Annotated in this window: 15 protein-coding genes; 10 read left to right on the forward strand and 5 right to left on the reverse strand. The window is 67.9% G+C overall.

Going from position 1 to position 16,165, the window contains the following annotated elements; genetic code table 11:
• Window positions 1-137: 137 nt before the first annotated feature.
• The gene (locus tag SSKA14_RS05975) at window positions 138-3,056 is read left to right on the forward strand and encodes a TonB-dependent receptor (RefSeq protein ID WP_008265307.1); all 2,919 of its coding nucleotides are present in this window, start codon (window positions 138-140) and stop codon (window positions 3,054-3,056) included.
• A 103-nt stretch (window positions 3,057-3,159) separates the two neighbouring features.
• On the opposite strand, the gene SSKA14_RS05980 is transcribed toward SSKA14_RS05975, so the two are convergent.
• Complete coding sequence (locus tag SSKA14_RS05980) at window positions 3,160-3,417, reverse strand: DUF2789 domain-containing protein (protein ID WP_040007137.1); 258 nt, start codon at window positions 3,415-3,417, stop codon at window positions 3,160-3,162.
• 106 nt (window positions 3,418-3,523) lie between these two features.
• Between SSKA14_RS05980 and SSKA14_RS05985 the strand changes: the two genes are divergently transcribed.
• Genes SSKA14_RS05985 through SSKA14_RS06005 form a run of 5 tightly spaced genes read left to right on the forward strand, consistent with a single transcriptional unit; the run spans window position 3,524 to window position 6,476 of the window.
• Complete coding sequence (locus SSKA14_RS05985) at window positions 3,524-4,111, forward strand: biliverdin-producing heme oxygenase (RefSeq protein ID WP_008267425.1); 588 nt, start codon at window positions 3,524-3,526, stop codon at window positions 4,109-4,111.
• A 31-nt stretch (window positions 4,112-4,142) separates the two neighbouring features.
• Window positions 4,143-4,610, forward strand: a complete 468-nt coding sequence (locus tag SSKA14_RS05990) for a YbaN family protein (protein WP_008264967.1) — start codon at window positions 4,143-4,145, stop codon at window positions 4,608-4,610.
• The gene (gene exbB, locus SSKA14_RS05995) at window positions 4,597-5,325 is read left to right on the forward strand and encodes a tonB-system energizer ExbB (protein ID WP_050413345.1); all 729 of its coding nucleotides are present in this window, start codon (window positions 4,597-4,599) and stop codon (window positions 5,323-5,325) included. The genes SSKA14_RS05990 and exbB overlap by 14 nt, the downstream gene beginning before the upstream one ends.
• 9 nt (window positions 5,326-5,334) lie before the next feature.
• Window positions 5,335-5,760 (forward strand): TonB system transport protein ExbD, encoded by a 426-nt coding sequence (exbD, locus tag SSKA14_RS06000; protein ID WP_008265869.1) that lies wholly within the window; start codon window positions 5,335-5,337, stop codon window positions 5,758-5,760.
• Window positions 5,757-6,476: an energy transducer TonB gene (locus tag SSKA14_RS06005; RefSeq protein WP_008268723.1), complete on the forward strand. Its 720-nt coding sequence runs from the start codon at window positions 5,757-5,759 to the stop codon at window positions 6,474-6,476. Before exbD ends, SSKA14_RS06005 begins: the two co-directional genes overlap by 4 nt.
• 40 nt (window positions 6,477-6,516) lie before the next feature.
• Here the strand turns inward: SSKA14_RS06005 and SSKA14_RS06010 are convergent, their stop codons facing one another.
• Window positions 6,517-8,544 (reverse strand): sodium-translocating pyrophosphatase, encoded by a 2,028-nt coding sequence (locus tag SSKA14_RS06010; RefSeq protein WP_008266593.1) that lies wholly within the window; start codon window positions 8,542-8,544, stop codon window positions 6,517-6,519.
• A 279-nt stretch (window positions 8,545-8,823) separates the two neighbouring features.
• On the opposite strand from SSKA14_RS06010, the gene SSKA14_RS06015 reads away from it, so the two are divergent.
• Window positions 8,824-9,327, forward strand: a complete 504-nt coding sequence (locus SSKA14_RS06015) for a hypothetical protein (RefSeq protein ID WP_008268030.1) — start codon at window positions 8,824-8,826, stop codon at window positions 9,325-9,327.
• 72 nt (window positions 9,328-9,399) lie between these two features.
• On the opposite strand, the gene SSKA14_RS06020 is transcribed toward SSKA14_RS06015, so the two are convergent.
• The 3 genes from SSKA14_RS06020 to SSKA14_RS06035 form a co-directional block, all read right to left on the reverse strand.
• The gene (locus SSKA14_RS06020) at window positions 9,400-9,789 is read right to left on the reverse strand and encodes a DUF488 family protein (protein WP_008265827.1); all 390 of its coding nucleotides are present in this window, start codon (window positions 9,787-9,789) and stop codon (window positions 9,400-9,402) included.
• A gap of 71 nt (window positions 9,790-9,860) precedes the next feature.
• The gene (locus SSKA14_RS06025; RefSeq protein WP_040007141.1) at window positions 9,861-11,720 is read right to left on the reverse strand and encodes a KUP/HAK/KT family potassium transporter; all 1,860 of its coding nucleotides are present in this window, start codon (window positions 11,718-11,720) and stop codon (window positions 9,861-9,863) included.
• 202 nt (window positions 11,721-11,922) lie between these two features.
• A complete protein-coding gene (locus SSKA14_RS06035) occupies window positions 11,923-13,179 on the reverse strand; it encodes a 6-phosphofructokinase (RefSeq protein WP_008267687.1) in 1,257 nt (418 codons plus the stop codon).
• A 136-nt stretch (window positions 13,180-13,315) separates the two neighbouring features.
• Between SSKA14_RS06035 and SSKA14_RS06040 the strand changes: the two genes are divergently transcribed.
• From SSKA14_RS06040 to SSKA14_RS06050, 3 genes are all read left to right on the forward strand, one after another.
• On the forward strand, window positions 13,316-13,879 hold the full coding sequence (locus tag SSKA14_RS06040) for an adenylate kinase (RefSeq protein WP_008268721.1): 564 nt from the start codon (window positions 13,316-13,318) through the stop codon (window positions 13,877-13,879).
• Between the two features lie 329 nt (window positions 13,880-14,208).
• Window positions 14,209-15,573 carry a UDP-N-acetylmuramate:L-alanyl-gamma-D-glutamyl-meso-diaminopimelate ligase gene (gene mpl, locus SSKA14_RS06045; protein ID WP_008266496.1) on the forward strand — a complete coding sequence of 455 codons (1,365 nt, stop codon included), beginning with the start codon at window positions 14,209-14,211 and terminating at the stop codon, window positions 15,571-15,573.
• The gene (locus tag SSKA14_RS06050) at window positions 15,570-16,148 is read left to right on the forward strand and encodes an LON peptidase substrate-binding domain-containing protein (protein WP_008268241.1); all 579 of its coding nucleotides are present in this window, start codon (window positions 15,570-15,572) and stop codon (window positions 16,146-16,148) included. Before mpl ends, SSKA14_RS06050 begins: the two co-directional genes overlap by 4 nt.
• The last annotated feature ends 17 nt before the right edge of the window (window positions 16,149-16,165 follow it).

Genomic DNA, 16,165 nt, shown 5'->3' on the forward strand with positions numbered 1-16,165 from the left:
AAATCTCCCTTGGGGTCGTCGCGCTCCCATCCGTCTTACTCCGCGAACGTACCCGCCGCCGCCACGTACGTCGCCGTGTCCGCCTGTGTTGCGGATGACGCCGCGCCCGCGGCACCGATTACCTGACAGGTTCCCCCATGTTCGACTCCCATCGTCCGGGCCGCGCGCTGCGCCCGTCCCGCCTGTGCATTGCATTGCTGGCCGCAGGCCTCGCCGGCGCCGCGCCGTCCGTGTTGGCGCAGAGCGCCTCCGGCGAACACGTTGCGGTGCAGCGCTTCGACATTCCGGCGCAGCCGCTGGACGAAGCACTGCGCAGCTACATGCGCCAGTCCGGCATCCAGGTCGTCTATCCGGCCACGCTGGCCCAGGGCGTGACCTCGCGTGCGGTCAGTGGCAGCCTGTCGGCCAACGCCGCGCTGCAGCAACTGTTGCAGGGCAGTGGCCTGGCGGTGCGCCGGGTCAGCGCCGATGCGGTCACGCTGGAAGCGGCGACGTCGGCGCAGGCCGGGGACGGCGTGATTGTCACCGACACGCTGAGCGTGGCCGGCGACCGGGTCGATGCAGGTGCGACCAGCGACGAAGCCCGCCTGCTCGACAGCTACCGCAGCGTCGGCTCCACCACCACGCTCAACCGCACGCACCTGGAGCGCTTCCGCGGTACCTCCAACGGCGACATCGTCAAGGGTGTGGCCGGTGTCACTGCGGGTGACCCACGCGTGGGCAACGGCTTCGACGTCAACATCCGCGGCATCCAGGGCCAGGGCCGCGTGCCGGTGATCATCGATGGTGGCCAGTCCAGCATCGACACCTACCGCGGCTATGCAGGCCAGTCGCAGCGCACCTACCTGGACCCGGACCTGATCTCCAGCCTGACCATCACCAAGGGCCCCAGCCTGCAGGCCAACGCCTCTGGCGGCATCGGCGGCGTGGTCGAGATGGAAACGCTGAAGATCGGTGACGTGCTGCGCGAAGGCCGCGATTTTGGCGTGCGCGTGCGTGGTGGCCTGGCCAACGCCAGCGCCAACAACCTGCCAGCGTACAGCGCCGTGCCGCGTACCGACCGCAGCGCCACCGGCAACCAGTTCTTCAACGTTGCCGCTGCCGGTCATTGGGACCGCTTCGACCTGGTGGCTGCCTACGCCTACCGCGATACGGGAAACTACTTCTCGGGCAAGCATGGCTACGATGACTTCCCGCAGACCCGGCGCACGCTGGCCCCGCTGAACCCGCCGCGCACCGAGGTGTTCAACACATCCTCGCGCTCGAAATCGGCACTGCTCAAGGGCACCTGGCGCATCGACGACGCGCAGACGCTTGAGGCGGGCTACCGCCGTTACGAGGGCACCGCCGGCGAGATCATGGCCTCGCAGATCATCCGCGTTGATCGTGACCGCATCCCGCAGTGGGATCCGGGCCACGTCGACATGGACAGCTACACCCTGCGCTACCGCTTCAACCCGGACAGCGACCTGGTCGACCTCCGCGTCAATGCCACCTACACCGATACCGACAGCGTGATGTACAACAGCCTGACCGGCATCACACCGTGGTATTTCGACCGCCGTACCGAGTGGTATGACGCGCCCAGCTTCAGTGGCGACCCCGGCTACAAGGATGCCTACCGCAATCCACTTCGGCAGAAGCGCTTCGGCCTGGACGCCAGCAACACCTCGACGTTCGATACCCACGCGGGCGCGTTCACGCTCGACTACGGCCTGTCCTACAGCGATGAAGACATCGCGCCGGGCAGCTCCGGGCCGGTCATGCACGACGATCTGGTCAACAACCGCTTCCTGCGCAACGCCGAGCGCAAGGAATACAGCGCCGTGGCCTCGCTGAAGTGGCAGCCTGACGAGCATTGGGAGCTGCTGGCCGGTGGCCGCTGGAACCGCGTGGATGTGCATGACCGCAACCGCCTGGCCACGCCCGACGCTTACGAGGTGCAGGGCCAGTACCGCTATACCGAGCTGCTGAACGGCAACCCGGCGCTGCCGTCGTGGCGGGCCAAGCGTATCGCGCTGCTGAACTGGTATCCGGATGCCAACGGCAACTTCACCCAGGAATCGCTGCTGGCCTCGCCGTACAAGAAGGGCACGGTGGCCGACATCGGTGGCTGGAACTTCTACGACGCGGGCAAGGCGCAGGACCTGGAAGTGCCGGTCAGCTGGAGCTGGTCGCAGCCGATCCGCCGCCGCGACAGCGCGTTCTCGCCGACTGCCAGCGTGGCCTACCGCTTCAGCGAAGACACCATGGTCTACGTGAAGTACGCCGAAGGCACCAAGCTGCCAAGCCTGTTCGAGACCACGCTGGGCCTGTTCACCGCCGCCAAGCCGGTGGGCGAACTGAAGCCGGAACGTGCGCGCAGCTGGGAAATCGGTGCCAGCACCATCCGCTACGACCTGTTCACCGCCGGCGACCGCCTGGCGCTGAAGCTGGCCTACTTCGATACCCGCATCGACGACCTGATCACCCGCGATTACCGCACGCTGTCGGCCGGCCTGATCCGCAACGTCGACCGGTTCAAGGTGTCGGGCATGGAGTTCCAGTCCAGCTATGACAGCGGCAAGCTGTTCGCCGATCTGTCCGCGCACTACTACTTCAAGGCCAAGACCTGTGCGCCGGACATCGCTGCTGAGCGCCGCGCCTACGGCGTGCAGCGCAAGAACGCGGAGCTGGCCGGCACGCCGGACTGCGTCGATGGCGGCTTCGAGGGCTCGTACACCAACACGCAGAATCCGCCGCGCTACATGGTCAACCTGACCCTGGGTTCGCGCCTGTTCGACGAGCGCCTGACCTTCGGCACCCGCGTGGTGCACAACGCCGGCCCGATCAGCAAGCTGGACAAGGAGTGGAATGTCGGCCTGTCGGCGATCCAGCAGCTGTACCGTCCGAACACGCTGGTCGACCTGTTCGCCAGCTGGAGCTTCAACGACCAGCTGTCGGTGGAAGCGGGCGTGGACAACCTGACCGACCGCTACTACCTGGACCCGCTGGCGTTGGGCGTGATGCCGGCACCGGGCCGCACCGCGCGCCTGGCATTGACCTGGAAGTACTGATCGCCAGCGCAGTGCGCCTTCGGTGGGTGCGGACCCTGGTCCGCACCGCTCCTGCGCTGTAACGGGTAGCGCCGGGCCATGTCCGGCGCTGCCCATCGCGCGCTTACAGACCGGTCGCGGCCTTCACCGCATCCTCGTGCAGCGATTCGTTCAGCTCATCCACCACCGTGCTCCACGCCGCGTCTGCCTGCAGCGATTCGGACAGGAACTGGCGCTGGGCGTCGTTCCAGTACGGCGCCTCGACCACTTCCACATCGGCGGCCAGCTGGTGCTCGCGGATGAAACGGGCGATGCCCTCGGCGCTGGCCTCCAGGCCGAGCTGCAGGAACAGGTTGGTCATGCGCGGTTCGGTGGTGATCATCATCGGTTCCTGCTGGAGGTAGGGATGGTCCATTATCGGTGCACACGGCCTTGGGGAAAGCCCTGCGGCGAACGTCTACAGCATGACGACCCCCTTGGCATCCCCCATGAACGCACACATCGCCCCTGAAGACAGCCGCAGCCTGCGGCTCAAGGCCGCCACCCGCGACAGCCATGGCGCGCTGGACAAGCGCATCATGGCCGGCGACATCTTCGCCGACCGCAGCAACTTCGCCCGCTTCCTGCGCGTGCAGTACCGCTTCCACCGCAGCATCGACGCGCTGTATGCCAATCCTGCGCTGGACGCACTGCTGCCGGACCTCGGCGAGCGCCGTCGCCTGAAGCAGGTGTCACGCGACCTGCAGGACCTGGAACAGACCCTGCCGGGTGCGGATATCGCCGCGCTGCCGGCCGACCTGCCGCTGCCGGCGGCGCTGGGCTGGCTGTACGTGGCCGAAGGCTCCAACCTCGGCGGCACCATCTTGTACAAGATGGCGGCCAAGCTGGGACTGGATCGCGACTTCGGTGCCCGCCACCTGGCCGCCCACCCGGATGGCGCCGCCCGCCATTGGCGGGAGTTCACCGCCGCACTGGACGCGGTACCGCTGAGCGCCGAACAGGAGCAGCAGGTGATCGATGCGGCCGATGCCGCGTTCCGCAGCGTGCATGGCCACGTCGAAGTGGAATTCGCCTGATGTACGCCGGCCGCCTGCGGGCACCGCGCTGATGCGCTGGCTCTGGTTCGCGCTGGGTTGGGTGATGGTCGGCCTCGGGGTGATCGGCGCGCTGCTGCCGGTGATGCCGACCACCATCTTCCTGATCCTGGCGGTGGGCTGCTTCGCGCGCAGTTCGCCGAAGTTCGAGCAGCGCCTGCTGGCGCATCCGCGCTATGGCCCGTCGCTGCGGTTGTGGCGCGAGCAGGGCGCGGTCTCGCGCAAGGGCAAGGCCTTTGCCAGCGCCGGCATGGCAGTGGGCTTCGCCCTGTTCTGCTGGGGGGCACACCCGTCGTGGCGCCTGCTGCTGGGCGTGGGCCTGTTCTTCGCGTTGAGCGCCGGTTACGTGCTCAGCCGCCCGGCACCGCGGCTGGACCCCAATCCGGTCGTGGAAGTCGACGATGCCAATGATCCGCGCGCGGCCCGCCGCCGTGCCGCGACCCCCGATGCTGATGGAAACCGAGACGATGCTGCCTGCTGACCTGGCCCCCGTGGCTGCCCCTGCACTGACGCCCTGGGGCATGTACCTGGCCGCCGACGTGGTGGTGAAGGGCGTGATGATCGCGCTTGCGCTGGCATCGCTGGCTACCTGGACCGTGCTGCTGGCCAAGGGTTGGGAGCTGGCCCGGCAGGCCCGCCAGCTGCGTGCGGCGCGCGCGCTGTTGCTGCAGGCGCCGAGCCTGCCAGCGGAAAGTGCGGAGGCCAGCGCGCAGCAGGGTACCGCGCTGGCCATGCTGGAGGCCGCACGCACCGAACTGCGGCTGTCGCAGGACCTGGACAGCCGCGACGGCATCAAGGAACGCGTCGCGTCGCGCCTGGACCGCATCGAACTGGAGACCGCGCGCCTGCAGCGACGGGGCATCGGCGTGCTCGCCAGCATCGGCGCGGTGGCGCCGTTCGTGGGCCTGTTCGGCACGGTGTGGGGCATCATGAACAGCTTCATCGGCATCGCCCACAGCAACACCACCAACCTGGCGGTGGTCGCGCCGGGCATCGCCGAGGCCTTGCTGGCCACCGCGCTCGGCCTGGTCGCGGCGATTCCCGCGGTGCTGGTCTACAACCATTTCAGCCGCGTGCTGGCCAGCCTGCGCGGCCTGCTCGGTGATCTGTCCGCGGCCGTGCAGCAGCTGGTGTCGCGCGATCTTGACCGCGCCGTGCCGCGTACCGCAGCGACACCGCTGCGTGCGGTGCACTGAGGCGCGGCGATGGCGATCAGGACCGCATCCGACCGCGACGATGCGCCGGAAGAAGCGCACGAGATCAATGTCACGCCCTTCATCGACGTGATGCTGGTGCTGTTGATCATCTTCATGGTGGCCGCGCCGCTGGCCACCGTGTCGGTGCCGGTGCAGCTGCCGGCCAGCAGCGCCAGCGCAACGCCGCCGGAACAGGCGCCGGTGTATGTGACCGTGCAGGCAGACCTGTCGCTGCGCGTGGGCGAACAACCGGTCGCACGCGATGCGCTGGCGGCTGCATTGAAGGCCGCCACCCACGACGACAGCGGACAGCGCATCTTCCTGCGCGCCGATACCCGCGTGCCCTATGGCGAACTGATGGCGACCCTGGATGCGCTGCGCGCAGCCGGCTACCTGAAGGTGGCGCTGGTGGGGCTGGAGCAGGGCGCACGATGAGCGGACTGCGGCGCTGGGCGACCAGCCTGGCGATCGTGCTGCTGGTGCATGCGCTGCTGATCGGCGCGGCCTGCTGGTGGGCCGCGCGTGCGCCGATGCTGGCGGCTGCCGCTCCGCCTGCAGCGCTGATGCTGGAGCTTGCGCCGATGGCGCAGGCTCCGCCGGTGCCCCCGCGCGAGGTAGCCACGGGGCCGCTGCAGCAGCAACAGCAGCGTCAGGCGCCGACGCCGGCCGTGCGCGAGCAGCCAAAGGCACCCGTGCAGCCGCAGGGCGACCTGCCTCCGCCCAAGGCACCGGAACCCACGCCCTCGCCGGATGGCGCCGACGCCAACGTCGCGCAGACCAGTGCACCGCCGCAGGTGGCCGCTGACGCCGCCACGCGCTATACCGCACCGCAGACCACCGCCGGTGAGCGCAGCCGCGCGGAGGCGACCTGGGAAGGTCGCCTGCTCGGGCACCTGCAGAAGCACCGCCGCTATCCGCGCCAGGCCGAGCGCCTGCGCCAGCAGGGCGTGGTTTATGTGCGTTTCGCGGTCGCCCGCGATGGCGCGGTGTCGGGCCTGAAGCTGGGCCGCAGCAGTGGCTTCGAACTGCTGGACCAGGAGACGCTCGATACCGTGCAGCGCGCCAGCCCGGTACCGGCGCCGCCGGCCGAAGTGGCCGGCGACCCGGTGGAAGTGATGGTGCCGGTGTCGTTCTTCCTGCGCGGGCGCTGACCCGCATCGGTGGCCGTCATCCACGTGTGACGCGGATCATCTACAGCAGCGGCACCAGCAGCAGCGCCACGATGTTGATGATCTTGATCAGCGGATTGATCGCCGGGCCGGCGGTGTCCTTGTAGGGATCGCCGACGGTATCGCCGGTCACCGCGGCCTTGTGCGCCTCGCTGCCCTTGCCGCCGAAGTGTCCGTCCTCGATGTACTTCTTGGCGTTGTCCCAGGCGCCGCCGCCGGTGGTCATCGAGATGGCCACGAACAGGCCGGTCACGATCGTGCCGATCAGCAGCCCGCCCAGCGCACGTGGCCCCAGCAGCAGGCCGACCACCACCGGTACCGCCACCGGCAGCAGCGACGGCACGATCATTTCGCGGATGGCCGAGCGGGTCAGCATGTCCACCGCCCGGTCGTACTGCGGCTTGCCGGTGCCCTGCATGATGCCGGGAATCTCGCGGAACTGGCGGCGTACTTCTTCCACCACCGCACCGGCCGCGCGGCCGACCGCTTCCATTGCCATCGCGCCGAACAGATACGGGATCAGGCCACCGATCAGCAGGCCGATGATCACCGTGTGGTCGCTGAGATCGAAGCGGAACTCCTGCCCGGGATGCGCGGCCTGCAGGTTGTGGGTGTAGTCGGCGAACAGCACCAGTGCGGCCAACGCCGCCGAACCGATGGCGTAGCCCTTGGTCACCGCCTTGGTGGTATTGCCCACCGCATCCAGCGGATCGGTGATGTCGCGGATCTCCGAAGGCAGCTCGGCCATCTCGGCGATGCCACCGGCGTTGTCGGTGATCGGGCCGTAGGCATCCAGGGCCACGATCATGCCGGCCATCGACAGCATCGCGGTAGCAGCGATGGCGATGCCGTACAGGCCGCCCAGCGCGAACGCGCCCCAGATCGCCGCGCACACCGCCACCACCGGCAGCGCGGTGGATTTCATCGAGATGCCGAGGCCGGCGATGATGTTGGTGCCATGGCCGGTGGTCGAGGCCTGTGCCACGTGCTGCACCGGCTTGTACTGGGTGCCGGTGTAGTACTCGGTGATCCACACGATCAGGCCGGTCAGCACCAGCCCGATCAGCGCGCAGCCGTACAGCGCCATCGGCCCGTGCACGTTGTCACCCATCAGCCCGGTAGTGATCGGGTAGAACGCGATGGCGGCCAGTACGCCCGAGACGATCACGCCCTTGTACAGCGCGCCCATGATCGAACCGCCCGGCTTCACCTTGACGAACAGCGCACCGATGATCGAGGCGATGATCGACACGCCGCCCAGTACCAGCGGATACAACACCGCATTGGCGCCCGCCTCGGCCAGCATCAGGCTGCCCAGCAGCATGGTGGCGATGACGGTCACCGCATAGGTTTCGAACAGGTCGGCGGCCATGCCGGCGCAGTCGCCGACGTTGTCACCGACGTTGTCGGCAATCACCGCCGGGTTGCGCGGGTCGTCTTCGGGGATGCCGGCTTCCACCTTGCCGACCAGATCGGCGCCGACGTCGGCGCCCTTGGTGAAGATGCCGCCGCCCAAGCGCGCGAAGATCGAGATCAGCGAGGAGCCGAAGGCCAGCCCGACCAGGGCGTGCAGCGCCTGCTCCATCGGCAGGCCCATGCGCAGCAGCAGTGCGTAGTAGCCGGCCACGCCCAGCAGGCCCAGCCCGACCACCAGCATGCCGGTGATCGCACCGCCGCGGAAGGCGACGTCCATCGCCGCGCTGATGCCGTGGCGTGCGGCCTCGGCGGTGCGCACGTTGGCGCGCACCGACACGTTCATGCCGATGTAGCCCGCCGCGCCGGACAGGACCGCGCCCACTGCGAATCCAATGGCGGTGTACCAGCTGAGGAAGATGCCGACCAGCACGAACAGCACCACGCCGGCGATGCCGATGGTCAGGTACTGGCGGTTGAGGTAGGCACGTGCGCCTTCCTGGATCGCGGTGGCGATCGCGATCATGCGTTCATTGCCGGTGGGTTGGCGCAGGATCCAGCGCGCCGAGACGATTCCGAACAGGATCGCGAGAATGGCGCAGCCCAGCGCCAGTGACAGCCCGTGACGTTCCAGCATTAGACCCCTCCGCAGAATGGATGGACAAGCATCCAGTGGCGATGAACGCACCACGAGGGGGACGACGGGCTGCAGCCTGGAACCAACCCGTACCGACCTTGGCGGTCGTCCGACGTATGGCGGTGTTCAGCATTCCCTGGTGCCCGCAGTATGCGTTCGACGCACGGTAGAGTCGAGCCGCGCTCGACTGGCCTTTGCCGGCATGTCCGGTCGACCGGCCTTTGCACCCCGTTAAGCCATGCTCTGCAAGCCTGCGCACAGTCCCGAAGGAGATCCCCCATGCGCCTGTCCCTGCTGATGCTTGCTGCCCTGGTGCCTGCCGCCCCGGCATTCGCCGCGGAAACCCCGGAACTGCAGCGTGCGGTGGGTGCCCCGCAGGCGGTGGGCGCAGCGCATACGCTGCGCCAGATCCCCGAGGCCTGCGCGCGGCTGGAGGGTGTGTTCACCGGCGATGCGGCAGAGCCGTACCGCTTCTCCGCCGTGCGTACCAGCGAGCAGTGCCAGCCACGCGCGCGCTTCGTCGATTACGCCAAGGCACAGCCGAGTGCCGACAAGGGCTGGAAGCTCAACGATGTGATCCGCGTGCCCAACGCCACGTGCCCGGCGCAGCAGGCGGTGGTGCGGGTGTGGCGCCTGCCGTCGAGCAACAAGGTCGAGCTGGATGGGCAGGGCCAGTCGCGCATCTACCTGGAAGAGGCAAAGAAGCAGGCTGCAGCCGGCCAGATTCCGCAGGTGACGATGTTCGCCGCGCAGCTGCAGATGGAAGGCAAGGCCTGCAATTGAGGTGGTCCGGCAGCGCGAATCCACGCAAGGCGTCGCGTGAGGTAGTGCCGGCCGCTGGCCGGCAACCGTGCATCACCCGGCCAACGTCGCTCCCCGCGCAACCAGCAGCTCGCGCAATGCCTTGCGGTGGCAATGTGCCTCATCCTCGCAGTAGCACCCCACGCTGATGTCGCTGTGCTGCGACAGCGCGGCCAGCAGGTCCAGCGCGTGGGCGGCATCGGGCGCCTTCATCTCGGCCTTGTAGTGGCGGAAGAACGCATTCCAGTCGGCCGCGGTTTTCGCCGCGTGCGCCTGCTTCACCAGCTCGGCGCTGGGTGACAGCGTCGGGAACCAGACGTCGTACCAGTCCTGGCGGGCGAACTCGCTGCGCGGCACGCCACGCGGCGGTCGCCGCACCGTGCCGATGCGCAGTCCTTCGCCAGGTTGGCGCGGGCTGCCGAGACGCACCACATGCAGGGCCATGTTGTTCTCCTCGTGGGTGTTGCCATCTTCGTGCCAACGGCCTGCGGCAGGTGCGAACAGTGCCGTCGTGCTCAGACCGATACCTGGCGTCCGATCAGCACCACGTTGTCTTTCGGCAGCTGCAGGAAATCGGCGGTGTGAAGTGAATTGCGTGCCATGAAGGCGAACAGTCCCTTCTGCCAGCGTGGCGGGCCATCGCGGGATTCGCTGGGCACCACTTCCAGATAACCGATGTAGTAGGTGGCGTCGGCCAGGGCCAGCTCCGGCGCCTGTGCGGCAGCCTGCTGCAGAGCGGCGGGCACATCGGGCTTTTCCATGAAGCCGAAGCGGGCTGTCGCGTGCCAGTAGCCCGGGCGCAGCTGTTGCAGCCGCAGACGGTGGTGGTCACTGATCCACGGGATGGATTCGTTGACGACGTTGACCACCAGCAGGTGCTGGTGCAGCGCGCCGTTGTGGCGCACATGCCATGCCATCACCGGCGGCACGCCTTCATCGCTGCGCGATAGGAACACTCCGGTGCCCGGCACGCGCGGGATGGACTGTGCCTGCAGCTCCTGCATGAACGCATCCAGGTCGGTGGCCTGCTCGCGCACACGTGCCAGCACCGTGGCCGCACCGCGATGCCAGACCCGCATCAGGCAGAACACTGCCGCCGCCAACAGCAGCGGTATGTACCCGCCATCGACGAGCTTGTCGAAGTTGGCCAGGAAGAAGGCCAGGTCGATGCACAGGAAGAAGCCGGCCACCAGCGTGGTACGCAGCCGGCCCCAACCCCAGATCTCGCGCATGGCCACGGCCAGCAGGCTGGAGGTCAGCAGCATGGTAGTGGCCACGGCCAGGCCATAGGCCGAGGCCAGGTTGTCCGACTTCTGGAACACCAGGATCAGGGTGACGGTCACCGCCATCAGCAGCCAGTTGACCACGCCGATGTAGATCTGGCCGTGGCCCTGCGCCGAGGTCTGCTTCACCCGCAGCCGCGGCAGCCAACCCAGCTGCATCGCCTGCCGCGTCATTGAGAAGGCGCCGGTAATGATCGACTGGCTGGCGATGATGGTGGCCAGCGTCGCCAGCCCCACGAACGGCACCAGCAGCATGTCCGGGCACAGCCGGAAGAAGATGTTGTCGGTGGTGGGCGTGCCGGTCACCACCAGCGCGGTCTGCCCGGCATAATTGAGCAGCAGGCTGGGCAGCACCACTGCCGACCAGGCGACGCGGATCGGCCCGGCGCCGAAATGTCCCATGTCCGCATACAGCGCTTCTGCACCGGTGACGCAGAGGAAGACGCCGCCGAGGATCAGGAAGCCGGTATAGCCGTTGGAGAACAGGTACTGCAGGCCGAGTAATGGGTTGAGTGCCTGCAGCACCTGCGGGTGGCGGAGGATGCCCGCGATGCCGAGCACGGCCATGGTCAGGAACCACAGCAGCATGATCGGCCCGAACGCACGGCCGATCTTCGCGGTGCCCAGCGGCTGGATCGCGAACAGGCCGACCAGCACGGCCGTGGCGGCCGGCAACACGTAGGGCTCGACGTCGGCGGTAACCAGCTTCAGGCCTTCCAGCGCCGACAATACCGAGATCGCCGGCGTGATCGCGCCATCGCCGTAGATCAGCGCGGCGCCGAACAGGCCCAGCGCCACGATGACTGGCCGCTTGTGCTTCTTGATGCCCAGCAACGACATCAGTGCGAGGATGCCGCCCTCGCCGTCGTTCGTAACGCGCATGGCCAGGGTCACGTACTTCACCGAGGTGATGACGATCAGCGTCCACACGATCAGCGACAACACACCGAGCGCGACCGTCCCGGTGGCTGCGCCGGACGTGTGGCTCATGCCGAGGATGGTCTTGAGGGTGTACAGGGGGCTGGTGCCGATGTCGCCAAAAACGACACCGAGCGCGGCCAGACCCGAGGCCGACAGGCCCGCGCCGCGCAGCCGGGAGCCGGATGGGGCGGGCGATGGGGTAACGGAACGGCTCAGGGGCTACCTCGCCCGCGGCGGGCTGTACAGGAGGACCGGTCGCCAGGCCCACTGGCCCGTGCGCGACGCGCCCGGAGCGGAGACCGGCATGCGCATGGAGCTTCATGCGCGTGCCGTGGTGATGCGGTGAAACCCCGCAGATACGCGGCGCCGGGAGTCAGCCCTCGAAGGGCGGCAGCTTCTGCTTCACGGCCACGTTCTTCAGCGTCACGTACTTCGGCAGGCCGTCGGGGCCGTAAGGCAGCGGTGCTTCGCCCTTGATCAGCGGCGACAGGTAGGCGCGTGCCTTGGCGGTGATGCCGAAGCCATCGCGGCGGATGAAACCGGCCGGCATCTTCTTCTCGTGGTTGGCGATCTTCGACAGCGGCGCGGCTTCGATCTTCCAGCGGTACGGCGCGTCGCTGCTGCGCACGATCACCGGCATCACGCCGTTCTGGCCCTTCAGCGCCAACTGCACCGCAGCCTTGCCCACCGCCTGCGCCTGCTCCCAGTCGGTCTTGCTGGCCAGGTGCCGGGCCGAGCGCTGCAGGTAGTCCGGCAGGGCCCAGTGCACCTTCAGGCCCAGCTGGTCCTTGACCCGTCCGGCCAGGTGCGCGGCCACCCCGCCCAGCTGCGAATGCCCGAACGAATCCTTGCCGCCGCCGGCATCGGCAACGAAGCGGCCATCGGCGGTGGCGATGCCCTCCGAGGCCACCACCACGCAGTAGCCGACGCGCTCGACCACCGCCTTCACCTTGGCCAGGAACACCGCCTCGTCGTAGGCGCGCTCGGGCAGCAGGATGATGTGCGGGGCTTCGTCATCGCCGTTGCCGGCCAGGCCTGCCGCCGCCGCCAGCCAACCGGCGTGGCGACCCATCGCTTCGTAGATGAAGACGCGGGTGGAGGTCTCGGCCATCGCCGCCACGTCCAGCGCGGCCTCGCGCACCGACACCGCGGTGTACTTGGCGGCCGAGCCGAAGCCGGGGCAGGTGTCGGTCACTGCCAGGTCGTTGTCGATGGTCTTGGGCACGCCGATGCAGGTCAGGTCGTAGCCCGACGCCTTGGCCAGCTGCGAGACCTTCAGTGCGGTATCGGCCGAGTCGTTGCCGCCGTTGTAGAGGAACCAACGCACGTCGTGCGCGCGCAGCACTTCCAGCAGGCGGTCGTAACGCGCACGGTCGGCGTCCAGTGATTTCAGCTTGACCCGGCACGAGCCGAAGGCACCGCCCGGGGTATGGGCGAGGGCGCGGATGGCCGCGGTGCTCTCCTTGCTGGTGTCGATCAGCTCTTCGCGCAGGGCGCCGAGGATGCCGTTGCGGGCAGCGAGGACCTTGATGCCCTTGGCCCGGGCCTGCTCGATCACCGCGGCCGCGGTGGCGTTGATGACTGCGGTGACGCCACCGGACTGGGCATAGAGGAGAGTACCGTTGCGCATGCTTCTACCTGCTCGGGGGAGGGGACATTGCAGGGACATTACCCGGATGCGGTAAAGTGGCGCTATTGCGGTGCAGCGATACCGGTCCGTCCGGGACGCGAACCTTCTTTGTTTTCAACACGTTGGAGTCAGGTCAATGCGATTGGTTCTGTTGGGACCGCCCGGTTCGGGCAAGGGGACACAGGCGACGCGCCTGAAGGAAAAGCTGGGGATCGCCCACATTTCGACCGGTGACATGCTGCGCGCGGAAATCGCCGCCGGCACCGAGCTGGGCAAGCAGGCCAAGACGGTGATGGATGCCGGCAACCTGGTGTCGGACGACATCCTGCTGGGCATGCTGGAATCGCGCCTGACCCAGGCCGATGTCGCCAAGGGCTTCATCCTGGATGGCTACCCGCGCAATGTGGCCCAGGCCAATGCGATGGACGGCCTGCTGGCCAAGATCGGCCAGCCGCTGGACGCGGTGGTTCAGCTGGACGTGGCCACCGAGCTGCTGGTCGAGCGCATCGCCGGTCGTGCCAAGGAGCAGGGCCGTGCCGATGACACGCCGGAAGCGGTGCGCCAGCGCCTGCAGGTCTACAACGACCAGACTGCCCCGGTGGTCGACTTCTACGCCGGCCGTGGCACCCTGGCCCGCGTCGACGGCGTCGGTGAGCTGGACGAGATCGAAGCGCGCATCCTGGCGGCGATCAAGGCTTGATCCGGCGCGGCCGGGACACTGTTCCGGCCCCCGGCGCAAAAAAACACAGGCCTGGTCCGCGAGGATCAGGCCTGTGTCGTTTGATAGGCGCCAGCAGAGGGCTTGCTCAGGGCCCCGCAGCATGAGCTCCCTTGGGGATGGCCTCTTGGGGAGTAGGACCGGTTCGGGTACTGCGGCTGGCAGTTCGAATTGTGTCCGGGTTCACAGAACATCGCTATCGGGAATTCCCTGACAGATGATTGGAGTTTTCTCACATCCTGTGTAGGACTTGTCTTACCCAGGCGCGGACATTGGCCCTATACAGCCGTCATCGGTCACAATCCTCGGTCATGAGCAGCGTACATATCCTTGCAATCGCCGGCACCTTCATGGGCGGCGTGGCCGCCCTGGCGCGGGAACTGGGCCATCCGGTCAGCGGCAGCGACCAGGCCATCTATCCGCCGATGTCCACCCAGCTGGAACAGCTCGGCATCACCCTGGACCAGGGCTATCGCGCCGACAGCGTGCCGGCCGGCACCGATGAGGTGGTGATCGGCAATGCGCTGTCGCGTGGCAATCCGGCCGTGGAGGCCGTGCTCGATGCCGGCCAACGCTACATCTCGGGTGCGCAGTGGCTGTCCGAGCAGGTGCTGCCAGGCCGCGACACGCTGGCCGTGGCCGGTACCCATGGCAAGACCACCACCACCACCATCCTCACCTGGCTGCTGGAAAGCGCGGGGCGTTCGCCGGGCTTCCTGATCGGCGGCGTGGCCGAGGATTTCGGCGTCTCCGCGCGCCTGGGCCAGGGCCGCGAGTTCGTAGTCGAGGCCGACGAGTACGACACCGCATTCTTCGACAAGCGCAGCAAGTTCGTGCACTACCGGCCGCTGGTGGCCATCCTCAACAACCTTGAATACGACCACGCTGACATCTTCCCGGACGTGGCGGCGATCCAGCGCCAGTTCCACCATCTGGTGCGTACGGTGCCGGCACGTGGTCGGCTGATCGTCAACGGCGAAGACAAGTACCTGGCCGAAGTGCTGGCGATGGGCTGCTGGACTCCGGTCGAGCGCTTTGGCTTCGACCCGTCGCTGGAATGGCATGCCGAGCTGCTGGCTGCCGATGGCAGCGCGTTCCGCGTGCATCATCGTGGCCAGGCGCTGGGTGATGTGCGCTGGTCGCTGCTGGGCCGCCACAATGTGCTCAATGGCCTGGCCGCGCTGGCCGCCGCGCATGCGGTGGGCGTGGCACCGGCCGACGTCATTCCGGCGCTGGCGCGGTTCCGCAGCGTCAAGCGCCGCATGGAGGTGATCGGCAGCCATGACGGCATCACCGTCTACGACGACTTCGCCCATCACCCGACGGCGATCGCCACCACGCTGGAAGGGCTGCGTGCCAAGGTAGGCGATGCGCGCATCGTGGTCGCGATGGAACCGCGCAGCAACTCCATGCGGCTGGGCGCACATGCGCAGGCGCTGGCGCCGTCGCTGGCGCTGGCCGATGAAGTGGTGTTCCTGCACCGCCCGGAACTGGCCTGGGACGCTGCCGCGGTGATCGCCGCGGTGCGTGGCCAAGCGCACGCGGTACCCGATACCGATGCACTGCTGGCACAGCTGCAGTCCCGTGCACGCAGTGGTGACCATGTGGTGTTCATGTCCAACGGTGGCTTCGACGGCGCACCGCGCCGCTTCCTTGCCGCGCTGCAGGCCCGATGAGCGTCGACAGCTCGCTGCCACTGTTTCCGCTGCACAGCACGCTGGTGCCGGGCGCGGCGGTGGGCCTGCGCGTGTTCGAGCGGCGTTATCTTGATCTGGTCCGCGACAGCGGCCGCAATGGCGAGGGCTTTGGCGTCTGCCTGATCCTCGACGGCCAGGAAGTGGGCGCGCCGGCGACGCCGGCGGCGTATGGCGTGCAGGTGCGCATCGAAGATTTCGATGTCGGCGCCGATGGCGTGCTGCAGCTGCGCCTGCGTGGCACCCGCCGCTTCCATGTCGAGCGCACGCGGGTCCGTGACAACGGCCTGGTGGTGGCCGACGTGAGTTGGTGCGAGGAAGACCCCGACGACGAACTGCGGCCACAGCATGCGCTGCTGGCCACGGTGCTCGGGCACATCATCGAACAGGCGGGCGAGGCGTATGCGCCGGCCCACCCGGCGTTACTGGACCAGGCAAGCTGGGTCGGCTGGCGGTTGGCCGAACTGCTGCCGCTGAGCGAGCAGCAGCGCCTGCAGCTGCTGCAACTGGACGATCCGCACCAGCGCCTGCAGCAGTTGCTGGGCTGGATGCCGTAGCAGCCTGCCTCGGGTGG

The organism is Stenotrophomonas sp. SKA14 (assembly GCF_000158575.1).
Lineage (GTDB): Bacteria > Pseudomonadota > Gammaproteobacteria > Xanthomonadales > Xanthomonadaceae > Stenotrophomonas > Stenotrophomonas forensis.

Coding starts and splice junctions, on each gene's coding strand:
- SSKA14_RS05975 (WP_008265307.1), top strand. CDS start 138: ATGTTCGACTCCCATCGTCCGGGCCGCGCGCTGCGCCCGTCCCGCCTG.
- SSKA14_RS05980 (WP_040007137.1), bottom strand. CDS start 3,417: ATGATCACCACCGAACCGCGCATGACCAACCTGTTCCTGCAGCTCGGC.
- SSKA14_RS05985 (WP_008267425.1), top strand. CDS start 3,524: ATGAACGCACACATCGCCCCTGAAGACAGCCGCAGCCTGCGGCTCAAG.
- SSKA14_RS05990 (WP_008264967.1), top strand. CDS start 4,143: ATGCGCTGGCTCTGGTTCGCGCTGGGTTGGGTGATGGTCGGCCTCGGG.
- exbB (WP_050413345.1), top strand. CDS start 4,597: ATGCTGCCTGCTGACCTGGCCCCCGTGGCTGCCCCTGCACTGACGCCC.
- exbD (WP_008265869.1), top strand. CDS start 5,335: ATGGCGATCAGGACCGCATCCGACCGCGACGATGCGCCGGAAGAAGCG.
- SSKA14_RS06005 (WP_008268723.1), top strand. CDS start 5,757: ATGAGCGGACTGCGGCGCTGGGCGACCAGCCTGGCGATCGTGCTGCTG.
- SSKA14_RS06010 (WP_008266593.1), bottom strand. CDS start 8,544: ATGCTGGAACGTCACGGGCTGTCACTGGCGCTGGGCTGCGCCATTCTC.
- SSKA14_RS06015 (WP_008268030.1), top strand. CDS start 8,824: ATGCGCCTGTCCCTGCTGATGCTTGCTGCCCTGGTGCCTGCCGCCCCG.
- SSKA14_RS06020 (WP_008265827.1), bottom strand. CDS start 9,789: ATGGCCCTGCATGTGGTGCGTCTCGGCAGCCCGCGCCAACCTGGCGAA.
- SSKA14_RS06035 (WP_008267687.1), bottom strand. CDS start 13,179: ATGCGCAACGGTACTCTCCTCTATGCCCAGTCCGGTGGCGTCACCGCA.
- SSKA14_RS06040 (WP_008268721.1), top strand. CDS start 13,316: ATGCGATTGGTTCTGTTGGGACCGCCCGGTTCGGGCAAGGGGACACAG.
- mpl (WP_008266496.1), top strand. CDS start 14,209: ATGAGCAGCGTACATATCCTTGCAATCGCCGGCACCTTCATGGGCGGC.
- SSKA14_RS06050 (WP_008268241.1), top strand. CDS start 15,570: ATGAGCGTCGACAGCTCGCTGCCACTGTTTCCGCTGCACAGCACGCTG.